General features: G+C 70.3%; 17 protein-coding genes. 2 read left to right on the top strand and 15 right to left on the bottom strand.

What is annotated here, in order from left to right:
• Nucleotides 1-96 precede the first annotated feature (96 nt).
• The 14 genes from CP970_RS36160 to pgsA form a co-directional block, all read right to left on the bottom strand.
• The gene (locus tag CP970_RS36160) at nt 97-645 is read right to left on the bottom strand and encodes an adenine phosphoribosyltransferase (RefSeq protein ID WP_055543977.1); all 549 of its coding nucleotides are present in this window, start codon (nt 643-645) and stop codon (nt 97-99) included.
• Nucleotides 642-1,769: a protein translocase subunit SecF gene (gene secF / locus CP970_RS36155; protein ID WP_055543976.1), complete on the bottom strand. Its 1,128-nt coding sequence runs from the start codon at nt 1,767-1,769 to the stop codon at nt 642-644. Before secF ends, CP970_RS36160 begins: the two co-directional genes overlap by 4 nt.
• Before the next feature lies 1 nt (nt 1,770).
• Nucleotides 1,771-3,522, bottom strand: coding sequence for a protein translocase subunit SecD (gene secD / locus CP970_RS36150; RefSeq protein WP_055543985.1), 1,752 nt, complete (start codon nt 3,520-3,522; stop codon nt 1,771-1,773).
• Between the two features lie 166 nt (nt 3,523-3,688).
• Complete coding sequence (yajC, locus tag CP970_RS36145; RefSeq protein ID WP_055543975.1) at nt 3,689-4,150, bottom strand: preprotein translocase subunit YajC; 462 nt, start codon at nt 4,148-4,150, stop codon at nt 3,689-3,691.
• Nucleotides 4,151-4,347: 197 nt separating this feature from the next.
• A complete protein-coding gene (ruvB, locus tag CP970_RS36140) occupies nt 4,348-5,421 on the bottom strand; it encodes a Holliday junction branch migration DNA helicase RuvB (RefSeq protein WP_055543974.1) in 1,074 nt (357 codons plus the stop codon).
• A gap of 51 nt (nt 5,422-5,472) precedes the next feature.
• Nucleotides 5,473-6,081: a Holliday junction branch migration protein RuvA gene (ruvA, locus tag CP970_RS36135; protein ID WP_055543973.1), complete on the bottom strand. Its 609-nt coding sequence runs from the start codon at nt 6,079-6,081 to the stop codon at nt 5,473-5,475.
• Nucleotides 6,078-6,698 carry a crossover junction endodeoxyribonuclease RuvC gene (gene ruvC, locus CP970_RS36130; protein ID WP_055543972.1) on the bottom strand — a complete coding sequence of 207 codons (621 nt, stop codon included), beginning with the start codon at nt 6,696-6,698 and terminating at the stop codon, nt 6,078-6,080. Before ruvC ends, ruvA begins: the two co-directional genes overlap by 4 nt.
• Before the next feature lie 109 nt (nt 6,699-6,807).
• Nucleotides 6,808-7,560: a YebC/PmpR family DNA-binding transcriptional regulator gene (locus CP970_RS36125; RefSeq protein ID WP_055543971.1), complete on the bottom strand. Its 753-nt coding sequence runs from the start codon at nt 7,558-7,560 to the stop codon at nt 6,808-6,810.
• Between the two features lie 79 nt (nt 7,561-7,639).
• Nucleotides 7,640-8,245, bottom strand: a complete 606-nt coding sequence (gene pdxT, locus CP970_RS36120) for a pyridoxal 5'-phosphate synthase glutaminase subunit PdxT (protein WP_055543970.1) — start codon at nt 8,243-8,245, stop codon at nt 7,640-7,642.
• Nucleotides 8,245-9,159 carry a pyridoxal 5'-phosphate synthase lyase subunit PdxS gene (gene pdxS, locus CP970_RS36115; RefSeq protein WP_055543984.1) on the bottom strand — a complete coding sequence of 305 codons (915 nt, stop codon included), beginning with the start codon at nt 9,157-9,159 and terminating at the stop codon, nt 8,245-8,247. The genes pdxT and pdxS overlap by 1 nt, the downstream gene beginning before the upstream one ends.
• Nucleotides 9,160-9,313: 154 nt before the next feature.
• Nucleotides 9,314-9,859, bottom strand: a complete 546-nt coding sequence (locus tag CP970_RS36110; protein WP_055543969.1) for a LemA family protein — start codon at nt 9,857-9,859, stop codon at nt 9,314-9,316.
• 314 nt (nt 9,860-10,173) lie between these two features.
• The gene (locus CP970_RS36105) at nt 10,174-11,337 is read right to left on the bottom strand and encodes a glycosyltransferase family 4 protein (RefSeq protein WP_055543968.1); all 1,164 of its coding nucleotides are present in this window, start codon (nt 11,335-11,337) and stop codon (nt 10,174-10,176) included.
• Entirely contained in the window at nt 11,334-12,254 is a 921-nt protein-coding gene (locus CP970_RS36100) for a phosphatidylinositol mannoside acyltransferase (protein WP_055543967.1), read from the bottom strand. Before CP970_RS36100 ends, CP970_RS36105 begins: the two co-directional genes overlap by 4 nt.
• Nucleotides 12,251-12,922 (bottom strand): phosphatidylinositol phosphate synthase, encoded by a 672-nt coding sequence (pgsA, locus tag CP970_RS36095; RefSeq protein ID WP_055543966.1) that lies wholly within the window; start codon nt 12,920-12,922, stop codon nt 12,251-12,253. Before pgsA ends, CP970_RS36100 begins: the two co-directional genes overlap by 4 nt.
• A gap of 257 nt (nt 12,923-13,179) precedes the next feature.
• Between pgsA and CP970_RS36090 the strand changes: the two genes are divergently transcribed.
• Together CP970_RS36090 and CP970_RS36085 are read left to right on the top strand one after the other, a co-directional pair.
• The gene (locus CP970_RS36090; protein WP_055543965.1) at nt 13,180-15,378 is read left to right on the top strand and encodes an elongation factor G-like protein EF-G2; all 2,199 of its coding nucleotides are present in this window, start codon (nt 13,180-13,182) and stop codon (nt 15,376-15,378) included.
• A 166-nt stretch (nt 15,379-15,544) separates the two neighbouring features.
• The gene (locus CP970_RS36085; RefSeq protein ID WP_055543983.1) at nt 15,545-17,212 is read left to right on the top strand and encodes a hypothetical protein; all 1,668 of its coding nucleotides are present in this window, start codon (nt 15,545-15,547) and stop codon (nt 17,210-17,212) included.
• A gap of 66 nt (nt 17,213-17,278) precedes the next feature.
• Here the strand turns inward: CP970_RS36085 and CP970_RS36080 are convergent, their stop codons facing one another.
• Nucleotides 17,279-20,470: a M20/M25/M40 family metallo-hydrolase gene (locus tag CP970_RS36080; RefSeq protein WP_055543964.1), complete on the bottom strand. Its 3,192-nt coding sequence runs from the start codon at nt 20,468-20,470 to the stop codon at nt 17,279-17,281.
• Between the last annotated feature and the right edge of the window lie 142 nt (nt 20,471-20,612).

Below are 20,612 nucleotides of genomic sequence, written 5' to 3'. Positions count from 1 at the left end.
GCGCCGGTGGCGGGATCCGGCCGGTCCGTGCGGGACACGCACGACGGGCGCCCCGGCCGAAGCCGGAACGCCCGTCGTAACGTCCTGCGAGTCCTCTCAGACCGTGATCAGAGCCTCCAGCGGCGCCCCGTCCAAGGCGCGCTCGAGCTTCTGCCGGCCGTCGAGGAAGCCGAGCTCCATGAGGACCGCGACACCTGCCACCTCGGCGCCCGTACGACGGATGAGGTCGAGCGAGGCCACCGCGGTGCCGCCGGTGGCGAGGACGTCGTCGATGACCATGACGCGGTCACCTGCGGCCAGGTCCTCGGCGTGCACCTCGATCTCGGCGCTGCCGTACTCCAGGTCGTAGCGCTGCTTGAGCGTCGCTCCGGGGAGCTTGCCCGCCTTGCGCACGGGAATGAAGCCGAGCCCCGCGCGCAGCGCGACGGGGGCGCCGAGGATGAAGCCGCGGGCCTCCAGACCGACGATCTTCGTGGCGCCGTGCCGGGCGCTGAGATCGGCCAGCGTGTCCGTCAGCGCGGCGAACGCCTCCGGGTCGGCGAGCAGCGGCGTGATGTCCTTGAACAGCACGCCAGGCTTCGGGTAGTCCGGGACGTCACGGATGCGGCTGAGCAGCAGCTCCGTGACGCCTGCCAGCTCGGTCATCGGCGCTTCCCCGAGGGGCGGCCCCGGCCGCGGTTGCGCGACGCGGGCTGGGTGCGCGGGCCGACGACCGCCGCAGCGGCGTCCTCCGGACCGTCCTCGCCGTCATCCGGCTCGGCGGCACCCCGCTCGGGGGCCTCGGCCGACTCGCCCTTGGCCGCGGCCGCCGCGCGCTTGGCGAGCACCCGCTTCTTGAGGGCCTTCATCTGCGGCTCGCGCTCCTTGAAGTCGGCGACGAGCGGCGTGGCGATGAAGATCGAGGAGTACGCACCGGCCGCGAGGCCGACGAACAGCGAGAGCGAGATGTCGTTGAGCATGCCCGCGCCCAGGACACCGCCACCGATGAACAGCAGGCCCGCGACCGGGAGCAGCGCGACGACCGTGGTGTTGATGGAGCGCACCAGGGTGCCGTTGATGCTCTTGTTGGCGAGCTCGCTGTAGGTGTGCCCGGTCTGCTTGGTGATGTCCTTCGACTGCTCCTTCAAGCTGTCGAAGACCACGACCGTGTCGTAGAGCGAGTAACCGAGAATGGTCAGCAGACCGATCACCGTACCCGGGGTGACCTCGAAGCCGACCAGGGCGTACACACCCACGGTGATCGTGATGTCGTGGATCAGCGCGATCAGTGCCGCGATGGCCATGCGCCATTCGAAGGCGATGGCCAGATAGATCACCACGAGGATCATGAAGATCGCCAGGCCCTGCCAGGCCTTGTTGGCGATCTGCTCGCCCCAGCTGGGGCCGACCAGGTCGGCGTCGATGTCCTCGGCCTTGACGTCCAGGTCCGTGGCCAGCGACTTCTTGATCTGGTCGGACTTGTTGATGTCGACGCCCGCGATCTGGATGCGGAGCTTGTCGTCACCCAGCTTCTGGACGATCGCGTCGTGGCCGGACGCCTTCTCCGCGGACTCCTCGGCCTTGGCGACCGAGGCGCTGGTCTTCGGGGTGTTGAAGACCGCACCGCCCTCGAACTCGATGCCCATGTTCAGACCGCGCACCGCGAGGCCCACGATGGCCGTGATGGTGATCAGGATCGAGACGGCGTACCAGATCTTGCGCTTGCCGACGAAGTCGTAGCCGACCTCACCGCGGTAGAGCCTGGCGCCGAGATTGCCGAGCTTCGACATCTCACGCCTCCTTCGGGTCGACGGGGGCGGCGGAGGCACTGCGGGACCGGCGCAGCGGTGGCTTGGCACCGAGCCGCTTCGGGTCGAGTCCGGACCACTTGTGGCCGTTCGCGAAGAACTTCTTGCGGGCCATGAGCGTCATCAGCGGCTTGGTGAAGAAGAACACCACGACGACGTCGAGCAGCGTGGTCAGGCCGAGCGTGAACGCGAAGCCCTGCACCTTGCCGACCGTGACCACGAAGAGCACCGCGGCGGCGAGGAACGAGACGAAGTCGGAGACCAGGATGGTGCGCCGGGCGCGCGGCCAGGCCCGCTCGACGGCGGGGCGCAGCGTGCGTCCCTCGCGGACCTCGTCCCGGACGCGTTCGAAGAACACGATGAACGAGTCCGCGGTGATGCCGATGGCGACGATCGCACCACACACCGCCGGCAGGTTGAGCGCGAACTTAATCGTCGGGCCGAGCAGCGTCATGATCGCGTACGTCAGCGCCGCGGAGACCAGGAGGCTCGCGATGGCGATGAGCGACAGGCCGCGGTAGTAGACCACCAGGTAGATGATGACCAGCGCGAGGCCGATGGCACCGGCGATCAGACCCGCCTTGAGCTGCTCGCCGCCGAGGGCCGGGCTGACCGTGGTGACGCTCTGCTCGTGGAAGGTGAGCGGCAGGGCGCCGTACGACAGCACGTTCGCCAGGTCCTTGGCGGAGTCCTGCGTGAAGCTGCCGGAGATCTCGGCGTTGGTGCTCAGGGTCGAGTTGACGCTGGGGGCCGAGACGACGTCGCCGTCGAGGACGATCGCGAACTGGTTCTGCGGGGGCTGCTGCTGCGAGAGCTTGCTGGTGACCTTCGCGAACTTCTTCGCGCCGCCCTTGGTGAACGTCATGTTGACGACCCAGGCACCACCGGCGTTCTGGTTGATGGTCGCCTGCGCCTTGTCGACGTCCTTGCCGTTGACCTCGGCGGGGCCGAGGACGAACTTGTCCCACGACTTGCCGTCGGGGCTCTTGCCACAGGCCACGGTCGGCTCGGACGGCTTGACGCCCTGGCCCGCGGCGACGCGGGCCCGCTTGTCGGTGCAGTCGAGCTTGGTGAACTTCTCCTGCAGCTTGGCGGTGGCCGGGTCGGCGGACGGGGTGGGGTCCTTCTTGCCGTCCTTGGCCTTGTCCGAGGCGGGCGGCGTCGGGTCGGCCTTCAGGGCGTCGCTGACGGCACGGCCCTGGGAGGTCGGGGTGGAGGTCGGGGAGGTCGCCTTGTCGGTGGCCTTGTCCTTCTCGTCCTTCTTGCCCTTGTCCTTGTCCTTGTCGGCGCCGGTCGAGGCGCTGTCGGACGGCTGGGGCGTCGGCGCACCAGGGGCCTGCGTGATCACCGGGCGGAAGAAGAGCTGAGCGGTCGTACCGACCTGCTCGCGCGCCTGCTTCTCGTTCGTCCCCTTGGGGATGTTGACGATGATGTTCTTGTCGCCCTGGGTCTGAACCTCGGCCTCGGAGACGCCCAGACCGTTGACGCGGTTGTTGATGATGTCAACCGCGGTGTTCATGTTGGTCGGGTTGATCGCGTTCTTCTGGCCCGGCTCGTTCTTCGCCTCGAGCGTGATGCTCGTACCACCGGCGAGGTCAATGCCGAGGCGCGGCGTGGTGTGCCCGGAAAGGAACATTCCCCCGGTCAGCGCCACGAGGGCGATCAGGATGAAGACCAGTGAGCGGCCCGGCTTGCCCGGCGCGCTCTGCCTTCGGCCCTTCTTCGGTGCTGCCACCTTCTCGTTCTCCCTGTCCAACCGCCCGACATCCGGTCTGCCCCCTTACCGTGCGAGGAGGTCCCGGGCGGGCGGCCATGAAGTGGTGTCGAGACTCGGCGTGAAGTACCACGTGATCCGGGGACCGCGGCACGCGAGCGGCGCGCACCGCGGTCCCCGGTCGTGACTACTTCGCGTCGGACTCGCCGTCGGTCTTCTTCGGCTGCGCTTCGTCGGCCTCGGCGGCCGCGTCCTTCTTGCCGAGGTCGATGCGCGAGTCGTCGGAAGCGTCGGCGGGCTCGTCGGTCTCGGTCAGGGAGGAGGCGTCGTCAGGGACGACGGGGGCATCCTCGTTCAGGTCGTCCTCGGTGCCGTGCACGATGCGGTTGTACTCGTCGTCGTCGAGGACGGCGCCGATCGAGTTCTTCGCGTACACCGCGTGGACACCGGGGGCCACCTCAAGGAGGACGGCTTCGTCGTGGACCTCCTTGACGGTGGCGTACATGCCCCCGATCGTGCGGATGCCGGTGCCGGGCTGCATCTCGTTACGCATCGACGCCGCGGCCTGCTGCTTCTTCTTGGCCGAGCGGGTCATCAGGAACATGGCCCCGATGAGCACGATGAACGGGAGGAGGGTCACGATATTCACGGGACGGAGTTTCCTTCGCACGACCGCGCAGGTAAGCGGCCATTGGGATGGGGGTGGGCACGCCGCCCGCAAAGGCGGCATCGGCGGAGTCTAAGCGAGTCCGCGCCTAACGAACAACGCTCAGCATGGCACCGCAGTTCCTGAGGGGTCGACTCTCCGCGCCGTTCTGCTTCACTCACGGCGCTGTCTCGCCAAGATCACGCCCCGAACAGGTCCTGTTGTCCCTTTCCGCCCGTCTGCCGCGGGGGCACCAGGCCGAGGTGCGCCCATGCCGCGGGGGTGGCGACGCGGCCGCGCGGGGTGCGGGCCAGCAGACCCTCCCGTACCAGGAAGGGCTCCGCCACCTCCTCGACCGTCTCGCGCTCCTCCCCCACCGCGACCGCGAGCGTCGACAGGCCGACGGGACCGCCGCCGAACAGCTTGAGCAGGGCCTCCAGGACGGCCCGGTCGAGACGGTCCAGGCCGCGCTCGTCCACCTCGTAGACCGCGAGGGCCGCGCCGGCGATGTCGCGGTTGATCTCGCCGTCGGCCTTGACCTGGGCGTAGTCGCGCACACGGCGCAGGAGGCGGTTGGCGATGCGGGGCGTGCCGCGCGAACGCCCGGCGATCTCGGCGGCCCCCGCCGGGTCGATCTCCACGTCCAGGAGCTGGGCGGAGCGGTGCACGACCCGCTCCAGCTCGGCGGGCTCGTAGAACTCCATGTGCGCGGTGAAGCCGAAGCGGTCGCGCAGCGGCGGCGGCAGCAGGCCCGCGCGCGTGGTGGCGCCGACCAGGGTGAAGGGCGGCAGTTCGAGCGGGATGGCGGTGGCGCCGGGGCCCTTGCCGACGATCACGTCGACGCGGAAGTCCTCCATGGCCATGTAGAGCATTTCCTCGGCGGGCCGCGACATCCGGTGGATCTCGTCGAGGAAGAGGACCTCGCCCTCCTGGAGGGAGGAGAGGATCGCGGCGAGGTCGCCCGCGTGCTGGATGGCGGGGCCGCTGGTGATGCGGATCGGGGCGCCCATCTCGGCGGCGATGATCATCGAGAGGGTCGTCTTGCCGAGGCCGGGGGCGCCGGAGAGCAGGACGTGGTCGGCGGTGGCGCCCCGCGCGCGGGCGGCGCGCAGCACCAGGTCGAGCTGCTCGCGGACCTTCTCCTGGCCGATGAACTCGCCCAGGTCCTTGGGGCGCAGGGCGGCCTCGACGGCCTGGTCCTCGCCGTCGGCGGACGCACCGACGAGCCGCTCGGCCGCGTCGGCAGCTTCGTCGGTCGTGTCGTCCCAGTTCATGCGGTGTGCCTCGCGATGCGGTTCAGGGGGTGGCAGGCGGGTGTGGATGGGCTAGCGGGTGCGGTTCAGGGTCTGGAGCGCGGCCTTCAGGAGCTGGCCCACCTGCGGCGACTCCATGGCCTCGGCCTGCGGGGTGACGACGGCGACGGCCTCGTCGGCCTCGCGCGTGGCGTACCCGAGGCCGATCAGCGCGGCGTGCAGCTGATCGTGCCAGCCCGCGGTGACGGCCTTGCCGATCGCGGGCCCGCCGGTGCCGAGCGGCTCGCCCAGGCGGTCCTTGTACTCCAGGAGGAGCTTCTGGGCGCCCTTCTTGCCGATGCCGGGGACGGCCGTGAGGGCCTTCTCGTCGCCGGTGGCGACCGCGCGGCGCAGCGCGTCCGGGCTGTGCACGGCGAGCATGGCCTGCGCCAGGCGCGGCCCGACGCCGCTCGCGGTCTGCAGGAGCTCGAAGGTCTGGCGCTCGTCGTCGTCCGCGAAGCCGTACAGCGTCAGGGAGTCCTCCCGTACGACCAGGGAGGTGGCCAGCTTGGTCTGCTGGCCGACGCGGAGGGTGGAGAGCGTGTTCGGCGCGCACTGGACGGCCATGCCGATGCCGCCGACCTCGACCACCGCGGCATCGGGGGCGAGGGCGGCTACGGGGCCGCTGACGAAGGCGATCATGCGGTACGGCCTTTCTGTGCTGTGGAGGTTTTGGCTGCCGCGGTCCTGGACGCGGCGGTCTTGGCTGCCGCGGTCTTCGACGCGTGCAGGGCCGCGGCCTGTTGGAGACGGTTCTGGGCGACGGCCTGCTGGAGGCGGTTCTGCGCGGGGGCGCGCCAGATGTGACAGATGGCCAGAGCGAGGGCGTCCGCGGCGTCGGCGGGCTTGGGGGGCGCGTCGAGCCGCAGGAGGCGGGTGACCATGGCTCCGACCTGGGCCTTGTCGGCGCGGCCGCTGCCGGTGACGGCGGCCTTGACCTCGCTGGGGGTGTGCAGGGCGACGGGGATGCCGCGCCGCGACGCGCAGAGCATGGCGACGGCGCTCGCCTGGGCGGTGCCCATGACCGTGCGCACGTTGTGCTGGCTGAACACGCGCTCGACGGCGAGGACTTCGGGGTCGTGCTCGTCGAGCCACTGCTCGATGCCCTGCTCGATGGCCACCAGACGGTGGCCCAACTCGGCGTCCGGCGGGGTGCGGACGACGCCGACCCCGCGCATGGTCAGCGGGCGGCCCGCGACTCCGTCGACGACCCCCACACCGCACCGGGTCAGCCCCGGGTCGACCCCCAATACGCGCACGCAGCCCCTCCCATCGCCTGTCTGTGCAGGCTATCGGGTCCCTCTGACAACGCGACGGGCCGACGGGGGCGTGTCCCGTCGGCCCGTTCGTGTCCCCAAGGGGAACGGCTTACGCGTCGACCTGCGCCATGACCTCGTCGGAGACGTCGAAGTTGGCGAAGACGTTCTGTACGTCGTCGCTGTCCTCGAGCGCGTCGATCAGCTTGAAGATCTTCCGCGCGCCCTCTTCGTCCAGCTCGACCTGCATGGTCGGGACGAAGTTGGCGTCGGCCGAGTCGTACTCGATGCCGGCGTCCTGGAGCGCGGTGCGGACCGCGACCATGTCGGTGGCCTCGGAGAGGACCTCGAAGGACTCGCCGAGGTCGTTGACCTCTTCGGCGCCCGCGTCCAGGACTGCGCCCAGGACGTCGTCCTCGGACAGCTCGCCCTTGGGGACGATCACGACGCCCTTGCGGTTGAAGAGGTACGAGACGGAACCCGGGTCGGCCATCGAGCCGCCGTTGCGCGTCATGGCGACGCGCACGTCGGAGGCGGCGCGGTTGCGGTTGTCGGTGAGGCACTCGATGAGCACCGCGACGCCGTTCGGGCCGTAGCCCTCGTACATGATCGTCTCGTAGTCGGCGCCACCGGCCTCGAGACCGGCGCCGCGCTTGACCGCGGAGTCGATGTTCTTGTTCGGGACCGAGCTCTTCTTGGCCTTCTGGATGGCGTCGAAGAGGGTCGGGTTACCCGAGATGTCAGCCCCACCGGTGCGGGCCGCCACCTCGATGTTCTTGATCATCTTCGCGAAGAGCTTGCCGCGCTTGGCGTCGATCACGGCCTTCTTGTGCTTCGTCGTAGCCCATTTAGAGTGGCCGGACATCTGCCTGTCTCCTTCGCGTTACCCAACAACCAGTACGAACTCTCCCAGACCTTAAGGCCCCGGGGGATCCCACGAGATCCTACAAGGATCCCGCGCGCCCGTTCCCTCGCACCATGTCCACGAACAACGCGTGGATTCGGTGGTCGCCCGTCAACTCGGGGTGGAACGAGGTGGCGAGGGCGTTGCCCTGGCGTACGGCGACGATGTGGCCCTCGTGCTCGGCGAGCACGTCGACCTCGGCACCGACCGACTCCACCCAGGGGGCCCGGATGAAGACACCCTCCACGGGGTCACCGGCCACTCCGTTGACGGCGACGGACGCCTCGAAGGACTCGTTCTGCCTGCCGAAGGCGTTGCGTCGCACGATCATGTCGATGCCGCCCACCGTCTCCTGGCCCGAACGCGGGTCGAGGATCTTGTCGGCGAGCATGATCATGCCCGCGCAGGTGCCGTAGACGGGCATGCCGTCCCGCACGCGCGCGCGAAGGGGCTCCAGGAGGCCGAAGAGGGTGGCCAGCTTGGAGATGGTGGTGGACTCGCCGCCGGGGATGACCAGCCCTTCCACCTCGGCGAGCTCCTCGGGACGCCGGACCGGCCTGGCCACGGCGTCCGCCGAGGCCAGAGCGATCAGGTGCTCCCGTACGTCCCCCTGAAGGGCGAGGACGCCCACTACGGGAGAGGTCATCACCAGCCCCGGTTCGCGTAGCGCTCGGTCTCCGGCAGGGTGTCGCAGTTGATGCCGACCATGGCCTCGCCGAGGTTGCGGGAGGCGTCCGCGATGATCTTCGGGTCGTCGAAGAAGGTGGTCGCCTTCACGATCGCGGCGGCGCGCTTGGCCGGGTCGCCCGACTTGAAGATGCCGGAGCCGACGAAGACGCCCTCGGCGCCGAGCTGACGCATCAGGGCGGCGTCGGCGGGGGTGGCGACGCCACCGGCGGAGAAGAGGACCACGGGGAGCTTGCCGAGCTCGGCGGTCTCCTTGACCAGCTCGTAGGGGGCGCGGAGGTCCTTGGCCGCGGCGTACAGCTCGTTGTTGTCGAAGCCGCGCAGCTTGGCGATCTCGTTCTTGATCTGGCGCAGGTGGCGGACCGCCTCGACGACGTTGCCCGTGCCGGCCTCGCCCTTGGAGCGGATCATGGCCGCGCCCTCGGCGATGCGGCGCAGGGCCTCGCCCAGGTTGGTGGCGCCACAGACGAACGGGGTCGTGAACGCGAACTTGTCGCTGTGGTTGACCTCGTCGGCCGGGGTGAGGACCTCGGACTCGTCGATGTAGTCGACACCGAGGGACTGGAGCACCTGGGCCTCGACGAAGTGGCCGATGCGGGACTTCGCCATGACCGGGATGGAGACGGCCTCGATGATCTCTTCGATCATGTTCGGGTCGGACATTCGGGCGACGCCGCCGTCCTTGCGGATGTCGGCGGGCACCCGCTCCAGCGCCATGACGGCGACGGCACCGGCGTCCTCGGCTATCTTCGCCTGCTCGGCGTTGACGACGTCCATGATCACGCCGCCCTTGAGCTGCTCGGCCATGCCGCGCTTCACGCGCGCGGTGCCGATCTCGGGCGTCAGGTTGCTGCTGGAGGGGGTGCTGGACACGGAGTTGACCTCGCTCGCTGAAGACGGCTTCTGCAGCTCCGAGGAAACTCCCGGGCACCAGTCCACAGCAAGGGCCAATGGGTGACCGGTGGCTCATTTTCCGGGGACGTGGCTGGTCAGCGCCGTGCTTGGCCGTGCCGACCTGCGCTTTTGGTTACGCGGTCGCCCGGTCCGCCAGTGCCACCGGCGGTTCGTCGTCCATCTCGAACGCCATCGGGAACGGCGCGTGCCCCGCGAGGCGGAACCAGCGGACCTTGCGGTGCCTGCGCAGCGCCCTGGCCGCGCGCACCGCGTCGTTGTGGAAGCGCCTGGCCATCGGCACCCTGCGTACCGCCGCGGCCAGTTCGGTCGCCGCCTCGTCGCCGCCGGGTGCCTCGCGCAGCGCCTCGACCTGACCGATCTCACCGAAGATGGCCCGCAGCGCCTGGCTCAACTCGCTCTCGGCGACCTCCCGCTGCTCCTCCTCCGCCTGGCGTGCCGCGTGCGCCGCCTCGTAGAGCACGATCGAGGCGGCGGGGTCGAGCACTCCGGACGTGGCCAGTTCCTGGGCGACCGAGGCGCGGCGCAGCAGTTGCGCGTCGAGGGCGGCGCGGGCCGCGTCGATGCGCGCGTGCAGGCGGTCGAGGCGGCCCGCGGTCCAGCTCAGGTAGAGGCCGATCGCGAAGAGGGCTGCTGCGATCCAGATCAGAGTGGAGGTCACGGGCCGCAAGGGTACCGGGCGGGGGCGCCTTGGACCGGGTTCGGGGTTGGGGCACCCGTGGCTGCTGTTTCGGGGCTTCGCCCCCGGGCCCCCAGTCCTCAAACGCCGGACGGGCTGAATGTGGGCCCCCTTGCCCCGAACGGGCGAGCGGGCTGAGTTTGGGGCCCCTCGCCCCGAACAGGCGAGCGGGCTGAATTTGGGGCCCCTCGCCCCGAACGAGCGAGCGGGCTGGATTGGGGCAGCGTCCCTGGAACACGGCCAGGCTGGCCAGCCTGGCCCGAGAATTCAGAGTCCGATCGGTCAGTCCGCGTGTCTCAGTTCTTCTGCGCCAAGCCGAACCGTGCCCGCAAGCCCGTGCGTTCGTCCGCTGCCACCGATGCCGCGCCGTCCGTCACCGTTTCGTAGACCGCGAGGATGTCCGCGCCCACCGTCGACCAGTCGAAGCGGCGCACGTGGGCGCTGCCGCGGTCGCGCAGGCCCGTGCGGCGGTCGGGGTCGGCCAGGAGGCGCACCGCTGCCTTGGCCAGGGATTCCGCGTCCTCGTTGGTGAACAGGTCGCCCGCCGCGCCTTGGTCGAGGACCTGCGCGAAGGCGTCCAGGTCGCTGGCGAGCACCGGGGCGCCCGCCGACATCGCCTCGACCAGGATGATCCCGAAGCTCTCGCCGCCGGTGTTCGGGGCGATGTACAGGTCGACGCTGCGCAGCAGCCGCGCCTTGTCCTCGTCGCTGACCATGCCGAGGAACTCGACGCGGGAGCGCAGTTCGGCGGGGAGGGAGGCCACCGCCTCGTCCTCGTCGCCGCGGCCCGCCACCAGGAGGCGTGCGTCCGGCCGCTCGGCGAAGATCTGCGGCAGGGCCTTCATCAGCACCGGAAGCCCCTTGCGGGGCTCGTCGATGCGGCCGATGAAGCCGATCGTCTCCCCCTGCCACTCGGGCTTGGGCTCGGCCTCGGCGAAGAAGCCGACGTCGACGCCGTTGGGGATGACGACCGCGTCGCCGCCCAGGTGTTCGACGAGGGTCCGGCGCGCGTACTCGCTCACCGCGATGCGCGCGCTGATCTTCTCCAGGGCGGGCTGCAGGATCGGGTACGCGGCGATCATCGCCCGCGAGCGCGGGTTGGAGGTGTGGAACGTCGCCACGATCGGGCCCTGCGCGGCCCAGCAGGCGAGCAGGCCGAGCGAGGGCGAGGCGGGCTCGTGGATGTGGATGACGTCGAACGTGCCGTCGTGCAGCCATCGGCGTACGCGCGCGGCCGACAGGAAGCCGAAGTTGAGCCGGGCGACCGAGCCGTTGTACGGCACGGGAACGGCCCGGCCCGCCGACACGACGTACGGCGGCAGCGGGGTCTCGTCATCGGCGGGAGCGAGGACGGAGACCTCGTGCCCGAGGCGGATGAGGTGCTCCGCCAGATCGCGGATGTGGAACTGGACGCCGCCCGGCACGTCCCAGGAGTAGGGGCAGACGATGCCGATCCTCACGAGTGCCCCTCCGCCCGATCCTCGTCGGGGCGGGGTTCCAGGTCGGCGAGCCACAGACGCTGCAGCATGTGCCAGTCCTCCGGATGGTCGGCGATTCCCGTGGCGAAGGCGTCGGCCAGGGCCTGCGTCATGACTGACGTCTTCTCGGCCTTGGTACCTGTCTCGGGGACGTCGATGGGTGGGTGGACACGGCCCTTCATGACGGGCGAATCGTCGTACCAGAGGGTGACGGGAAGCAAGAGTGCGCCGGTCTGCTGGGCGAGCATCGCGGGCCCCGCGGGCATCCGGGCGGTGTCTCCGAAGAACTTCACCTCGACTCCGGAGGACGACAGGTCACGGTCGGCGACGAGACAGACCAGGCCGCCCGCGCGCAGGCGGCGGGCGAGGGTGCCGAAGGCGGAGCCGCCGGTGTGCGGCAGGACCTCCATGCCCAGGCTCTCGCGGTAGGCCACGAAGCGGTCGTACAGCGTCTCGGGCTTGAGGCGCTCGGCGACCGTCGTGAAGGGGGTCTCCAGCTTGGTGGTGACCCAGGCGCCCGCGAGGTCCCAGTTGCCCAGGTGCGGCAGGGCGATGATGACGCCCTTGTCGGAGGCGAGCCCGTCGGTGAGGTGGTGGACGTCCTTGACGTCGAAGCCGCCCCTGACCCGCTCCTTGCTCCAGGAGGGCAGGCGGAAGGACTCCATCCAGTAGCGCAGGTAGGAACGCATGCCCGCCCTGGAGAGCTCGGCGAGGCGCTCCGGACTGGCGTCGGGCACCACGCGCGCGAGGTTGGACTCCAGGCGCAGGACGCCCTTGCCGCGCTTCTTCCAGACCGTGTCGGCGATGGTCCTGCCCAGGCGCTCCGCGACCGGCTCCGGCAGCTTCTTGACGGTGCTCCAGGCGAGCCCGTACAGCGCGTCGGTGAGTCGTTCCTTCACTGCGCGGCCTCACTCTCCTGGGCCTGCGCGGCAGCGGCCGCGTCCGCCTCCGCGGACTCGCGGCGCACGGTCACCACACGCTGGACGAGGGTGACGGCGCTGCCCGCGGCGACGGCCCACAGGGCGATGGGCAGCAGGATCTGGATGCCGGGCACGCCGAACTTGTGGAGTCCCGCGAGGCCCGCGGCGACCAGCGTGATCACCAGGCGCTCGGCGCGCTCCACCAGGCCGTTGACGGCCACGGGCAGGCCGATCGCCTCGCCGCGCGCCTTCGTGTACGAGACCACCTGGCCGCTCGCCAGACAGAAGATGGAGACGGCGCAGAGGATGTTGTCGTCGCCGGATCCGGCGTACCAGAGGGCGAGGCCGCCGAAGATCGCGCCGTCGGCAACCCGGTCGAGCGTGGAGTCCAGGAAGGCGCCCCAGCGGCTGGAGCGGCCCAGCTGACGTGCCATGTTGCCGTCGACCAGGTCCGAGAAGACGAACAACGTGATGACGATCGTGCCCCAGAAGAACTCTCCCCGGGGGAAGAAGACCAGCGCTCCCGCCATCACACCGGCCGTGCCGATGAAGGTGACCGCGTCGGGGCTGACCCCGCGGCGGATCAAAAACGCGGCGAACGGTGTGAGGACACGCGTGAAGAATGCACGCGCGTACTTGTTCAGCATGGCCTTCCCGAGGGGTCGGTGCGCCGCGTGGCCCCGTTGGCCACCGGCTGGCCCATCGTAGTCACGACGTTGACGCACCGGCTCGCCCCCTCACGTTCGCGTACGACGTATGGACGCAGAGTGACCCGAGTGGAAAGCTCGAAGGCACCGCGGGCGTCGCCGGAGCCGACCCGCACGCGGCCCCGCGTGTCCGCGAGCAGCCAGCATCCCCGAGGGGGCTGAGCCTCCTCACCGCGCACGTAACCGGGAGGCAAGGCATGGGCGACAAGGCGAACGCACACCCCGGAGCCGCCGGCAGGGCAACATCGGCCGACCACCCCGCGTCCGTACGGAATGTGGTGCTGGTCGGCCACAGCGGATCGGGCAAGACGACTCTGGTGGAGGCCCTCGCGCTGACCGCGGGGGCGGTGAACAGGGCGGGCCGCGTGGAGGACGGCGGCACCGTCTCCGACTACGACGAGATCGAGCACCGACAGCAGCGCTCGGTGCAGCTGTCCCTGGTCCCCGTCGAATGGGGCGACTACAAGGTCAATCTCCTGGACACACCCGGCTACGCCGACTTCGTCGGGGAGCTGAGGGCCGGTCTGCGCGCCGCGGACGCGGCCCTCTTCGTCGTCTCGGCGGCGGACGGCGTGGACGGCGCGACCCGCATGGTATGGGACGAGTGCGCGGCGGTCGGCATGCCGCGGGCCATCGTGATCACCCACCTGGAGTCGGCCCGCGCCGACTTCACCGAGATGACCCGCACCTGCGCCCAGGCGTTCGGCGCGGACGACCCCGACGCCGTGCTTCCGCTGTACCTGCCGCTGTACGGCGAGCAGGGGCCGGACGGGCACGCGCCGGTCACCGGCCTGATCGGGCTGCTCTCGCAGCGGATATTCGACTACGCCTCCGGAGAGCGCAAGGAGTCCGAGCCGGGCGCCGACCAGCTGCCGCTGATCGAGGAGGCGCGCAACAAACTGATCGAGGGGATCATCGCCGAGAGCGAGGACGAGTCCCTCATGGACCGCTATCTCAGCGGCGAGGACATCGACTTCAAGACGCTCGTGGACGACCTGGAACGGGCCGTGACGCGCGGCATCTTCCACCCCGTGCTCGCCGCGGCCCCCGCCGCGGAGGGCGCCCGTCAGGGCATCGGCACGGTCGAGCTCCTCGAACTCATCACGGGCGGCTTCCCGACGCCGCTGGAACACCCCGCGCCCGCCGTCACCACCCCGGGCGGCACGGCGCGTCCCGCGCTCGCCTGCGACCCCTCGGGGCCGCTGGTCGCCGAGGTGGTGAAGACGGCGTCCGACCCGTACGTGGGCCGCATCTCGCTCGTGCGCGTCTTCTCCGGCACGCTGTACCCGGACGACACCGTGCACGTCTCCGGGCACGGCCTCGCCGACCGGGGGCACGAGGACCACGACGTCGACGAGCGGGTCGGCGCGCTCTCCTCGCCGTTCGGCAAACAGCAGCGCGGCCTCACCCGGTGCGGCGCGGGCGACCTGGCCTGCGTGGCCAAGCTGAACCGCGCCGAGACCGGCGACACCCTGTCCGGCAAGGACGATCCGCTTCTGATGGAGCCCTGGGACATGCCCGACCCGCTGCTGCCGCTCGCCATCCAGGCGCACAGCAAGGCGGACGAGGACAAGCTCTCGCAGGGGCTCTCGCGCCTGGTCGCGGAGGACCCGACCATGCGGCTCGAACAGAACCAGGACACGCACCAGGTGGTCCTGTGGTGCCTGGGCGAGGCGCACGCGGACGTCGCCCTGGAGCGGCTGCGCAGCCGGTACGGCGTGCAGGTCGACGTCGTGCCGTACAAGGTCTCCCTCCGGGAGACGTTCGCGGGCAAGGCCGGTGGCCGCGGCCGTCACGTGAAGCAGTCCGGCGGGCACGGGCAGTACGCGATCTGCGAGATCGAGGTCGAGCCGCTGCCCGGCGGCAGCGGCATCGAGTTCGTCGACAAGGTCGTCGGCGGCGCGGTCCCCCGCCAGTTCATCCCGTCCGTCGAGAAGGGCGTGCGCGCGCAGGCGGCGAAGGGCGTCGCCGCCGGGTACGCGCTCATCGACGTACGCATCACGCTCCTCGACGGCAAGGCGCACTCGGTGGACTCCTCCGACGCCGCGTTCCAGACGGCGGGCGCGCTCGCGCTGCGCGAGGCCGCGGCCGACGCCAAGATCCATCTCCTCGAACCGGTCGCGGAGGTACAGGTGTTGGTCGGCGACGACCACGTGGGCGCGGTGATGAGCGACCTGTCGGGCCGCCGTGGCCGGGTCGTCGGCACCGAGCAGGCATCCGGCGGGCGCACGCTCGTACGGGCCGAGGTGCCCGAGATCGAGATCGGCAGGTACGCGGTGGACCTGCGGTCCCTTTCGCAGGGCACCGCGCGCTTCAGCCGTACGTACGCGCGCCACGAGCCGATGCCCCCGCAGCTCTCCGACAGGATTCGCGAACAGGCCGGGGACGCCTCGTAGTCGGGTGCGGCCGGTCACTGTGGTGATCGGCCGCATTCCGTCGTCCACTGACGGATGTCGGTGCGCCCGGATACGCTGATGACCTGATCAACGGATGTGCCGGGCGGCAACAGGTGTGCCGGACAGGGAAGTCGGGAAGAGCCGCAGCAGCGAAGGCGTCGCGGCGATGGGGGCGGCAGTGGCGGACGATGGATTCGACTTCAGGCCCGGGGCCCAGGTCCCGCTCTCCGGCGCGGCAGGACAGACCGCGGCGACACACGCCCTGGCCTCGGCCGCGTACCGCGACAGCGACGTGGACGAGATCCTCAAGGCCAACAACGACTGGCACAAGTCCGAGGTGAAGGCCGGCCTCTGGTCACTGTTCAAGCCAAGTCTGGGTGAGGCGTTCGCGCGCACCGTGCAGGTGCGGATGCTCGGCGGCGGTCGCGCACCGCTCATCCAGTCCTTCGGCATCGAGCCGCAGTCGGTCGTCGAGCACTGCCTCGCGGCGAGCAACATCCGCAAGCAGCGCGACAGTTGGCTCACCGCCGTGATGGTGCTGTGCGGGCTGCTCTTCCTGCCCGGACTGCTCGTCTGGCTCGCGGTCTTCACCATCAGGCGGCAGGTCGCCAAGAGCGAGAACAAGCGCGCGCACGCGCTCGCCACGGCCGTGCTCGTCGCGGTGGGCGTGCTCGCCGTGCTGTTCCTGCTCAAGCTGCCGTTCGGCGGCTTCTGGGCCTGGTATCTCCGGGCGGCGATCGTGCTGCCCGTGGTGGGCTGGTTCCTGGCCAAGCAGATCGCCGAGCGCACGGCCAGGGACATGCGCGAGCGCTGGTCGGGCCTGCTCGCGGGCGGCGGCATCGGCGCGAAGATCCCCGAGGCGGTGCCGGGCAGCCCCGGCGAGACCGCCGCCGAGCGGCTCCGGCAGGGCCTCGCGCGGCTCTCCGCCGAGCAGCAGAGCAACTCCGTCTTCTACGCGGGGCCCAAGGGGATACTGGGCATGGGCACGCGCTGGGGCAGCTGGCAGCTCGCGGAGGAGCTGGTGCCCGCCGACGAGAGCAAGGAGATCCACCCCTTCCGCAGCTGGGACGTCATACGCGCGGTGCACGACCAGCTCCGCATGCTGGAGCGCGGCCCCCTGCACACCGGCGGCTTCCCGACCCCGTCGATAAACCACTGGGTCGTCTCCCCCATCGGGGAGAACGCGAAGGCGGTGTCCCGCCCCTCCGGCACGGACGTCGAGGCGTTCCAGGTCCGCGGCCACGAGATCCAGCGCATCTGCAACGAACAGCAGTTCGGCAGCGGCGACCGGCACTACCTGGGCGTCCAGTTCACGCTCTGGGACGGCCAGTTGGTGATCACGATGCTGATCACGGTGACGGTGCTGCACGAGACGCTGCGCATCGAGGTGACCGGGCACGCGCTCGGCCCGGTGCACTCGCTGTTCACCAGCAAGCCCTCCCCCAAGACGAAGACGGTCGCCAAGCCGATCAAGTTCTGGGAGACCACGACGCGCAACCTGCCGCTGGTCGACGCCGACGAGGTCGTACGCCTCGCGGTCCGCGCCCCCTTCACCTGGTACCCGCCGCTGCTCGACTACCTCGGCGGCAAGCTGGCGCTGCCCGAGCCCTTCGGCCTGCGGCACGCCTGGGCGGACCGGCCCTGGCGGCACCGCTTCATGGCCGACGACGCGCTGCGCGCCGCCACGCCCGTGCTGCGCGTGGTGCACTCGGCCGCGATCAAGGTCCTCGACGAGAACGGCGTGAACACGGAGAAGTTCGGCAACCGTTCCGGCTTCCTCAGCGGGATGATCCAGGACCCCATGCCGAGGAAGGCGGACGTGTACGACGCGTGAGGGGCAGGAGGGGACGGTGGGGTGCGCGCACCCCACCGTCCCCGGTACCTCACCGATGACCGTCGATCAGATGGCCGCCCACAGGGCGGGGACGTTCGGCGGCTCCCAGCCCGGGTAGGCGGTGTGGCCCTGGATGCAGCGGTAGCGGACGCCGTTGTAGGTCACCACGTCTCCCGCCTTGTAGGTGGCACCCAGCTGCCAGGTGGTCTCGCCGCCGCCCGGCACCGTCAAGGAGTACGTGGTGGTGTGGGTGGCCTGGCCGCTGCCGGTGAAGGTCAGCGTGTACGTCCCGGCGGTCGCGCCCGCCGCGACCGAGACGGTGGCCGTCGCCGACTCACCCGAGAGCACCCCGTCGGGGCTGATGGAGACGCTCACTCCGGCCGGGGCCCCCGCGGCCGAGAGCGCCACCTTCTGCGCCGACCCACTGGTCGTGGCGGTGGCCAGGGTGACCTTCGCGGAGGAACCGGGCTCGATCGTGCCCGAGGCCGGGTTGGCGGAGAGGGAGAAGTCGTCGGTCGGGGCGGGCTTGTCGCCGACGGACGTCTTCCAGAGCGCGTACGCGACCCCGTCCGCGCTGCGGTCGAGCGAGGTGGCGCTGATGTTGGCGGTGGTGTCACACGCCGAGTGGTAGCACGAGTCGTACGAACGGCCCGCGGTGCCGCCCCACTTCGCCGCCTCGGCCGCGGACTTCGTGGCGGAGGCGCCGGTGGCGTAGCCGGACGTCGGGATGCCGACGCTCTGGAAGGAGGCGTCGTCCGACCGGCCCTGTCCCTCGACGTTCTCCTGGGGCGCGAGGTTGAGGGACGTCCAGTAGTCCCGCAACGGCACCGAGGCCGCGGAGTTCACGTTGTTGATGAAGTACCCGGCGTTCGTCGAGCCCACCATGTCGAAGTTGTAGTACGCCTTGATCTTGGCGCGCTCCGTGGTCGAGAGGGACCTGGCGTAGTAGTCCGAGCCGTTCAGGCCCTGCTCCTCGTCGGTCCACCAGGCGAAGCGGACGCGGTTCTTCATCGTGGGGTTGTTCTGGGCCAGGCTCAGCGCGGCCTCCAGGATCGTGGCGGACCCTGAGCCGTTGTCGTTGATGCCGGGACCCGCCGCCACGCCGTCGAGGTGCGCGCCGAACATGTAGACGTTGTCCGCGTCGCCCTGCGGCCATTCGGCGATCAGGTTGTTGCCCGCGCCCGCGGAACAGCCGGAGGCGCAGCTCTGCTCGGTGACCTTGTACCCGGCGGCCTCCAGCTTGCCCTTGACGTACGCGAGGGAGTCGCGGTAACCGGCGCCGGTGGCCCGGCGGTTGCCGCCGTTCTGGGTGGCGATGGTGTTGAGCTGCGTCAGGTGCGCCCGCACCTTCTCCACGTCGATGTCCGGCGGCTGCGTCGGGTTGCCGCCGCCGCCCACGGTCAGCGTGTACTGCGCGGTGTGCGACTTGGTGCCCGCGGTGCCCGTGACGGTGATCGGGTAGGTGCCGGGCGTGGTGGACGCCGAGGTGGTGACCTTCATGGTGGCGTTGGAGCCGGAGGTGACGGTCTTCGGGTCGAACGTGACGCCCACGCCGGTCGGCGCGCCCGCGGCGGTCAGCGAGATCTGCTGGGCGCTGCCGGTGACGGTCGTGGTGTTGACCGTGGCGGTGGTCGAGGCGCCCGCCTCGACCTTGCCCGAGGCCGGGCTGAGCCCGAGGGAGAAGTCGTTCTGCTGCCCGGTGCAGGTCGGGTCACCGCTCTGGGCCGGGATGCTGATGGCGTCCCAGGCCGCCTTGGTGGCGTTGAACAGGTCGCAGCTCGCGTCCAGGTTCTTCGCCGAGGTGAGCGTGGCGGTGCGGTAGCGCTTGTACGTCATGCCGCTGGTCTTGAGCAGCATGGCACCGTAGAAGATCTTGCCCGCGTTCTTGTTGCCCACGCCGGTCACCTGCTGGTTGTTGCAGGTGGGGCTGGAGGGCTTGCCGCCGCCGGGGTTGGATCCCTCGGCCAGGAGGTAGAACCAGTGGTTCATGGGCCCGGCCGCCTTGTGCTCCTCCGTGTTGGGGATCGAGGCGGAGTAACAGTTGGGGTCGTTGTTGACCCGGCTCGGGTCGTACATGTTCCGGATCGGGCCGCGCCCCTGGAGGTTGATCATTTCCCCGACGGTGTAGTCGGGGGTGTCGTAGGGGGCGGGTTCGTTGACGTACGCCTCGGTCAGGGCGCCCATGATGTCGCCGGTCGCCTCGCCGAGGCCGCTCTCGTGGTTCGCGCCGCCGGGGGTGTTGGAGTCCAGGCCGTGGCCGAACTCGTGGGCGACGACGTCGACTCCGGCGATCCACTCGTTGGCGCTGTTGTGGCCGATGGTGACGGAGGAGCCGTCCCAGTACGCGTTGAGCTCGTTGAGGCCCACGCTCACCGGCCAGCTGCCGCCGTTGCCGTTGTGACCGTTGCGGCCGAACCACTCCTTGAGCATGTTCGACTGGTTCTGCGCGGCGAACATCACGTCGACGCAGCCGGTCTCCCTGCTGGTGGGGTTGCCGGTGCCCCAGTCGTCGGTCGCCTTGCTGAACACGCTGCCCTGGTAGCTGGAGCACTGCAGACCCGGACGCGTGGTGTCGCGCAGCACGTAGTTGCTGCCGGACCGTGAGGTGTCGATGGTCAGCGGGTCGGGGCCGTTCCACTTGCTGTGGCCGCTGCCCGCGCGCACGTCGTCGTAGGTGTCGATGACCTTGCCGGTGAGCGCGTTGACGAAGACGTGCAGCTTGCTGGGATCGCCCGCCTTGGTGCGGCCGGACAGCTTGGTCTCCCAGGCGAGGGCGGGGGCGTCCTTCTTGACCCGGACCACCAGGCGCTTGGAGTCGACCTTCTTGACCGACGCCAGCTTCGTACGGCTCGTCCTGACCGCCTGCGCGGCCGTCACCTTCGCCTTGTCCGTGACCGAGATCCGCGCGTCGCTCGCGGCCCTGACCGAGCGGATCTTTCCCTTCCCGTCGGCGAGGACCACCGCGTCCCCGCCCACCACCGGCAACCCGCGGTAGGTGCGCTCGTACGCGACCGAGTAGAGGCCCTTGACCCAGGGGGTGACCTGCTGTCGGTCGTACTGCTCCTCGGGCCCTACGGCGAGCGAGTCGAGGCCGCTGCGCACCGCTTTGTCGGCGGCGGCGACGGCTCTCGCGAGGGGGTCCGGCTTGCCCGCGGCGGGCGCGGACCGCGCCGCCGCCGAGGCGAAGGAGGCCGGTACCGTCACCCCCGCGAGTGCCAGGGCCAGGGTTATCCCGGCCGCTGCGGATCGTCTGAGCATCACGGCTCCTTGTGAGAGGTGTTGAGGCTCCATCGGGCCAGGGGGGAGCACGTTGTGCGTCAGGCCGTGCGGTCGCGCCCGCTGCCCCCCGTTCCGGACTGGCGGTGACATGACACCCTCGTGGCAGGCGGAACCCTCACAC

Source organism: Streptomyces kanamyceticus, from assembly GCF_008704495.1.
Lineage (GTDB): Bacteria > Actinomycetota > Actinomycetes > Streptomycetales > Streptomycetaceae > Streptomyces > Streptomyces kanamyceticus.
Note: the sequence above shows the minus strand (reverse complement) of the source record. Positions and strands in the feature narration are given on the sequence as shown.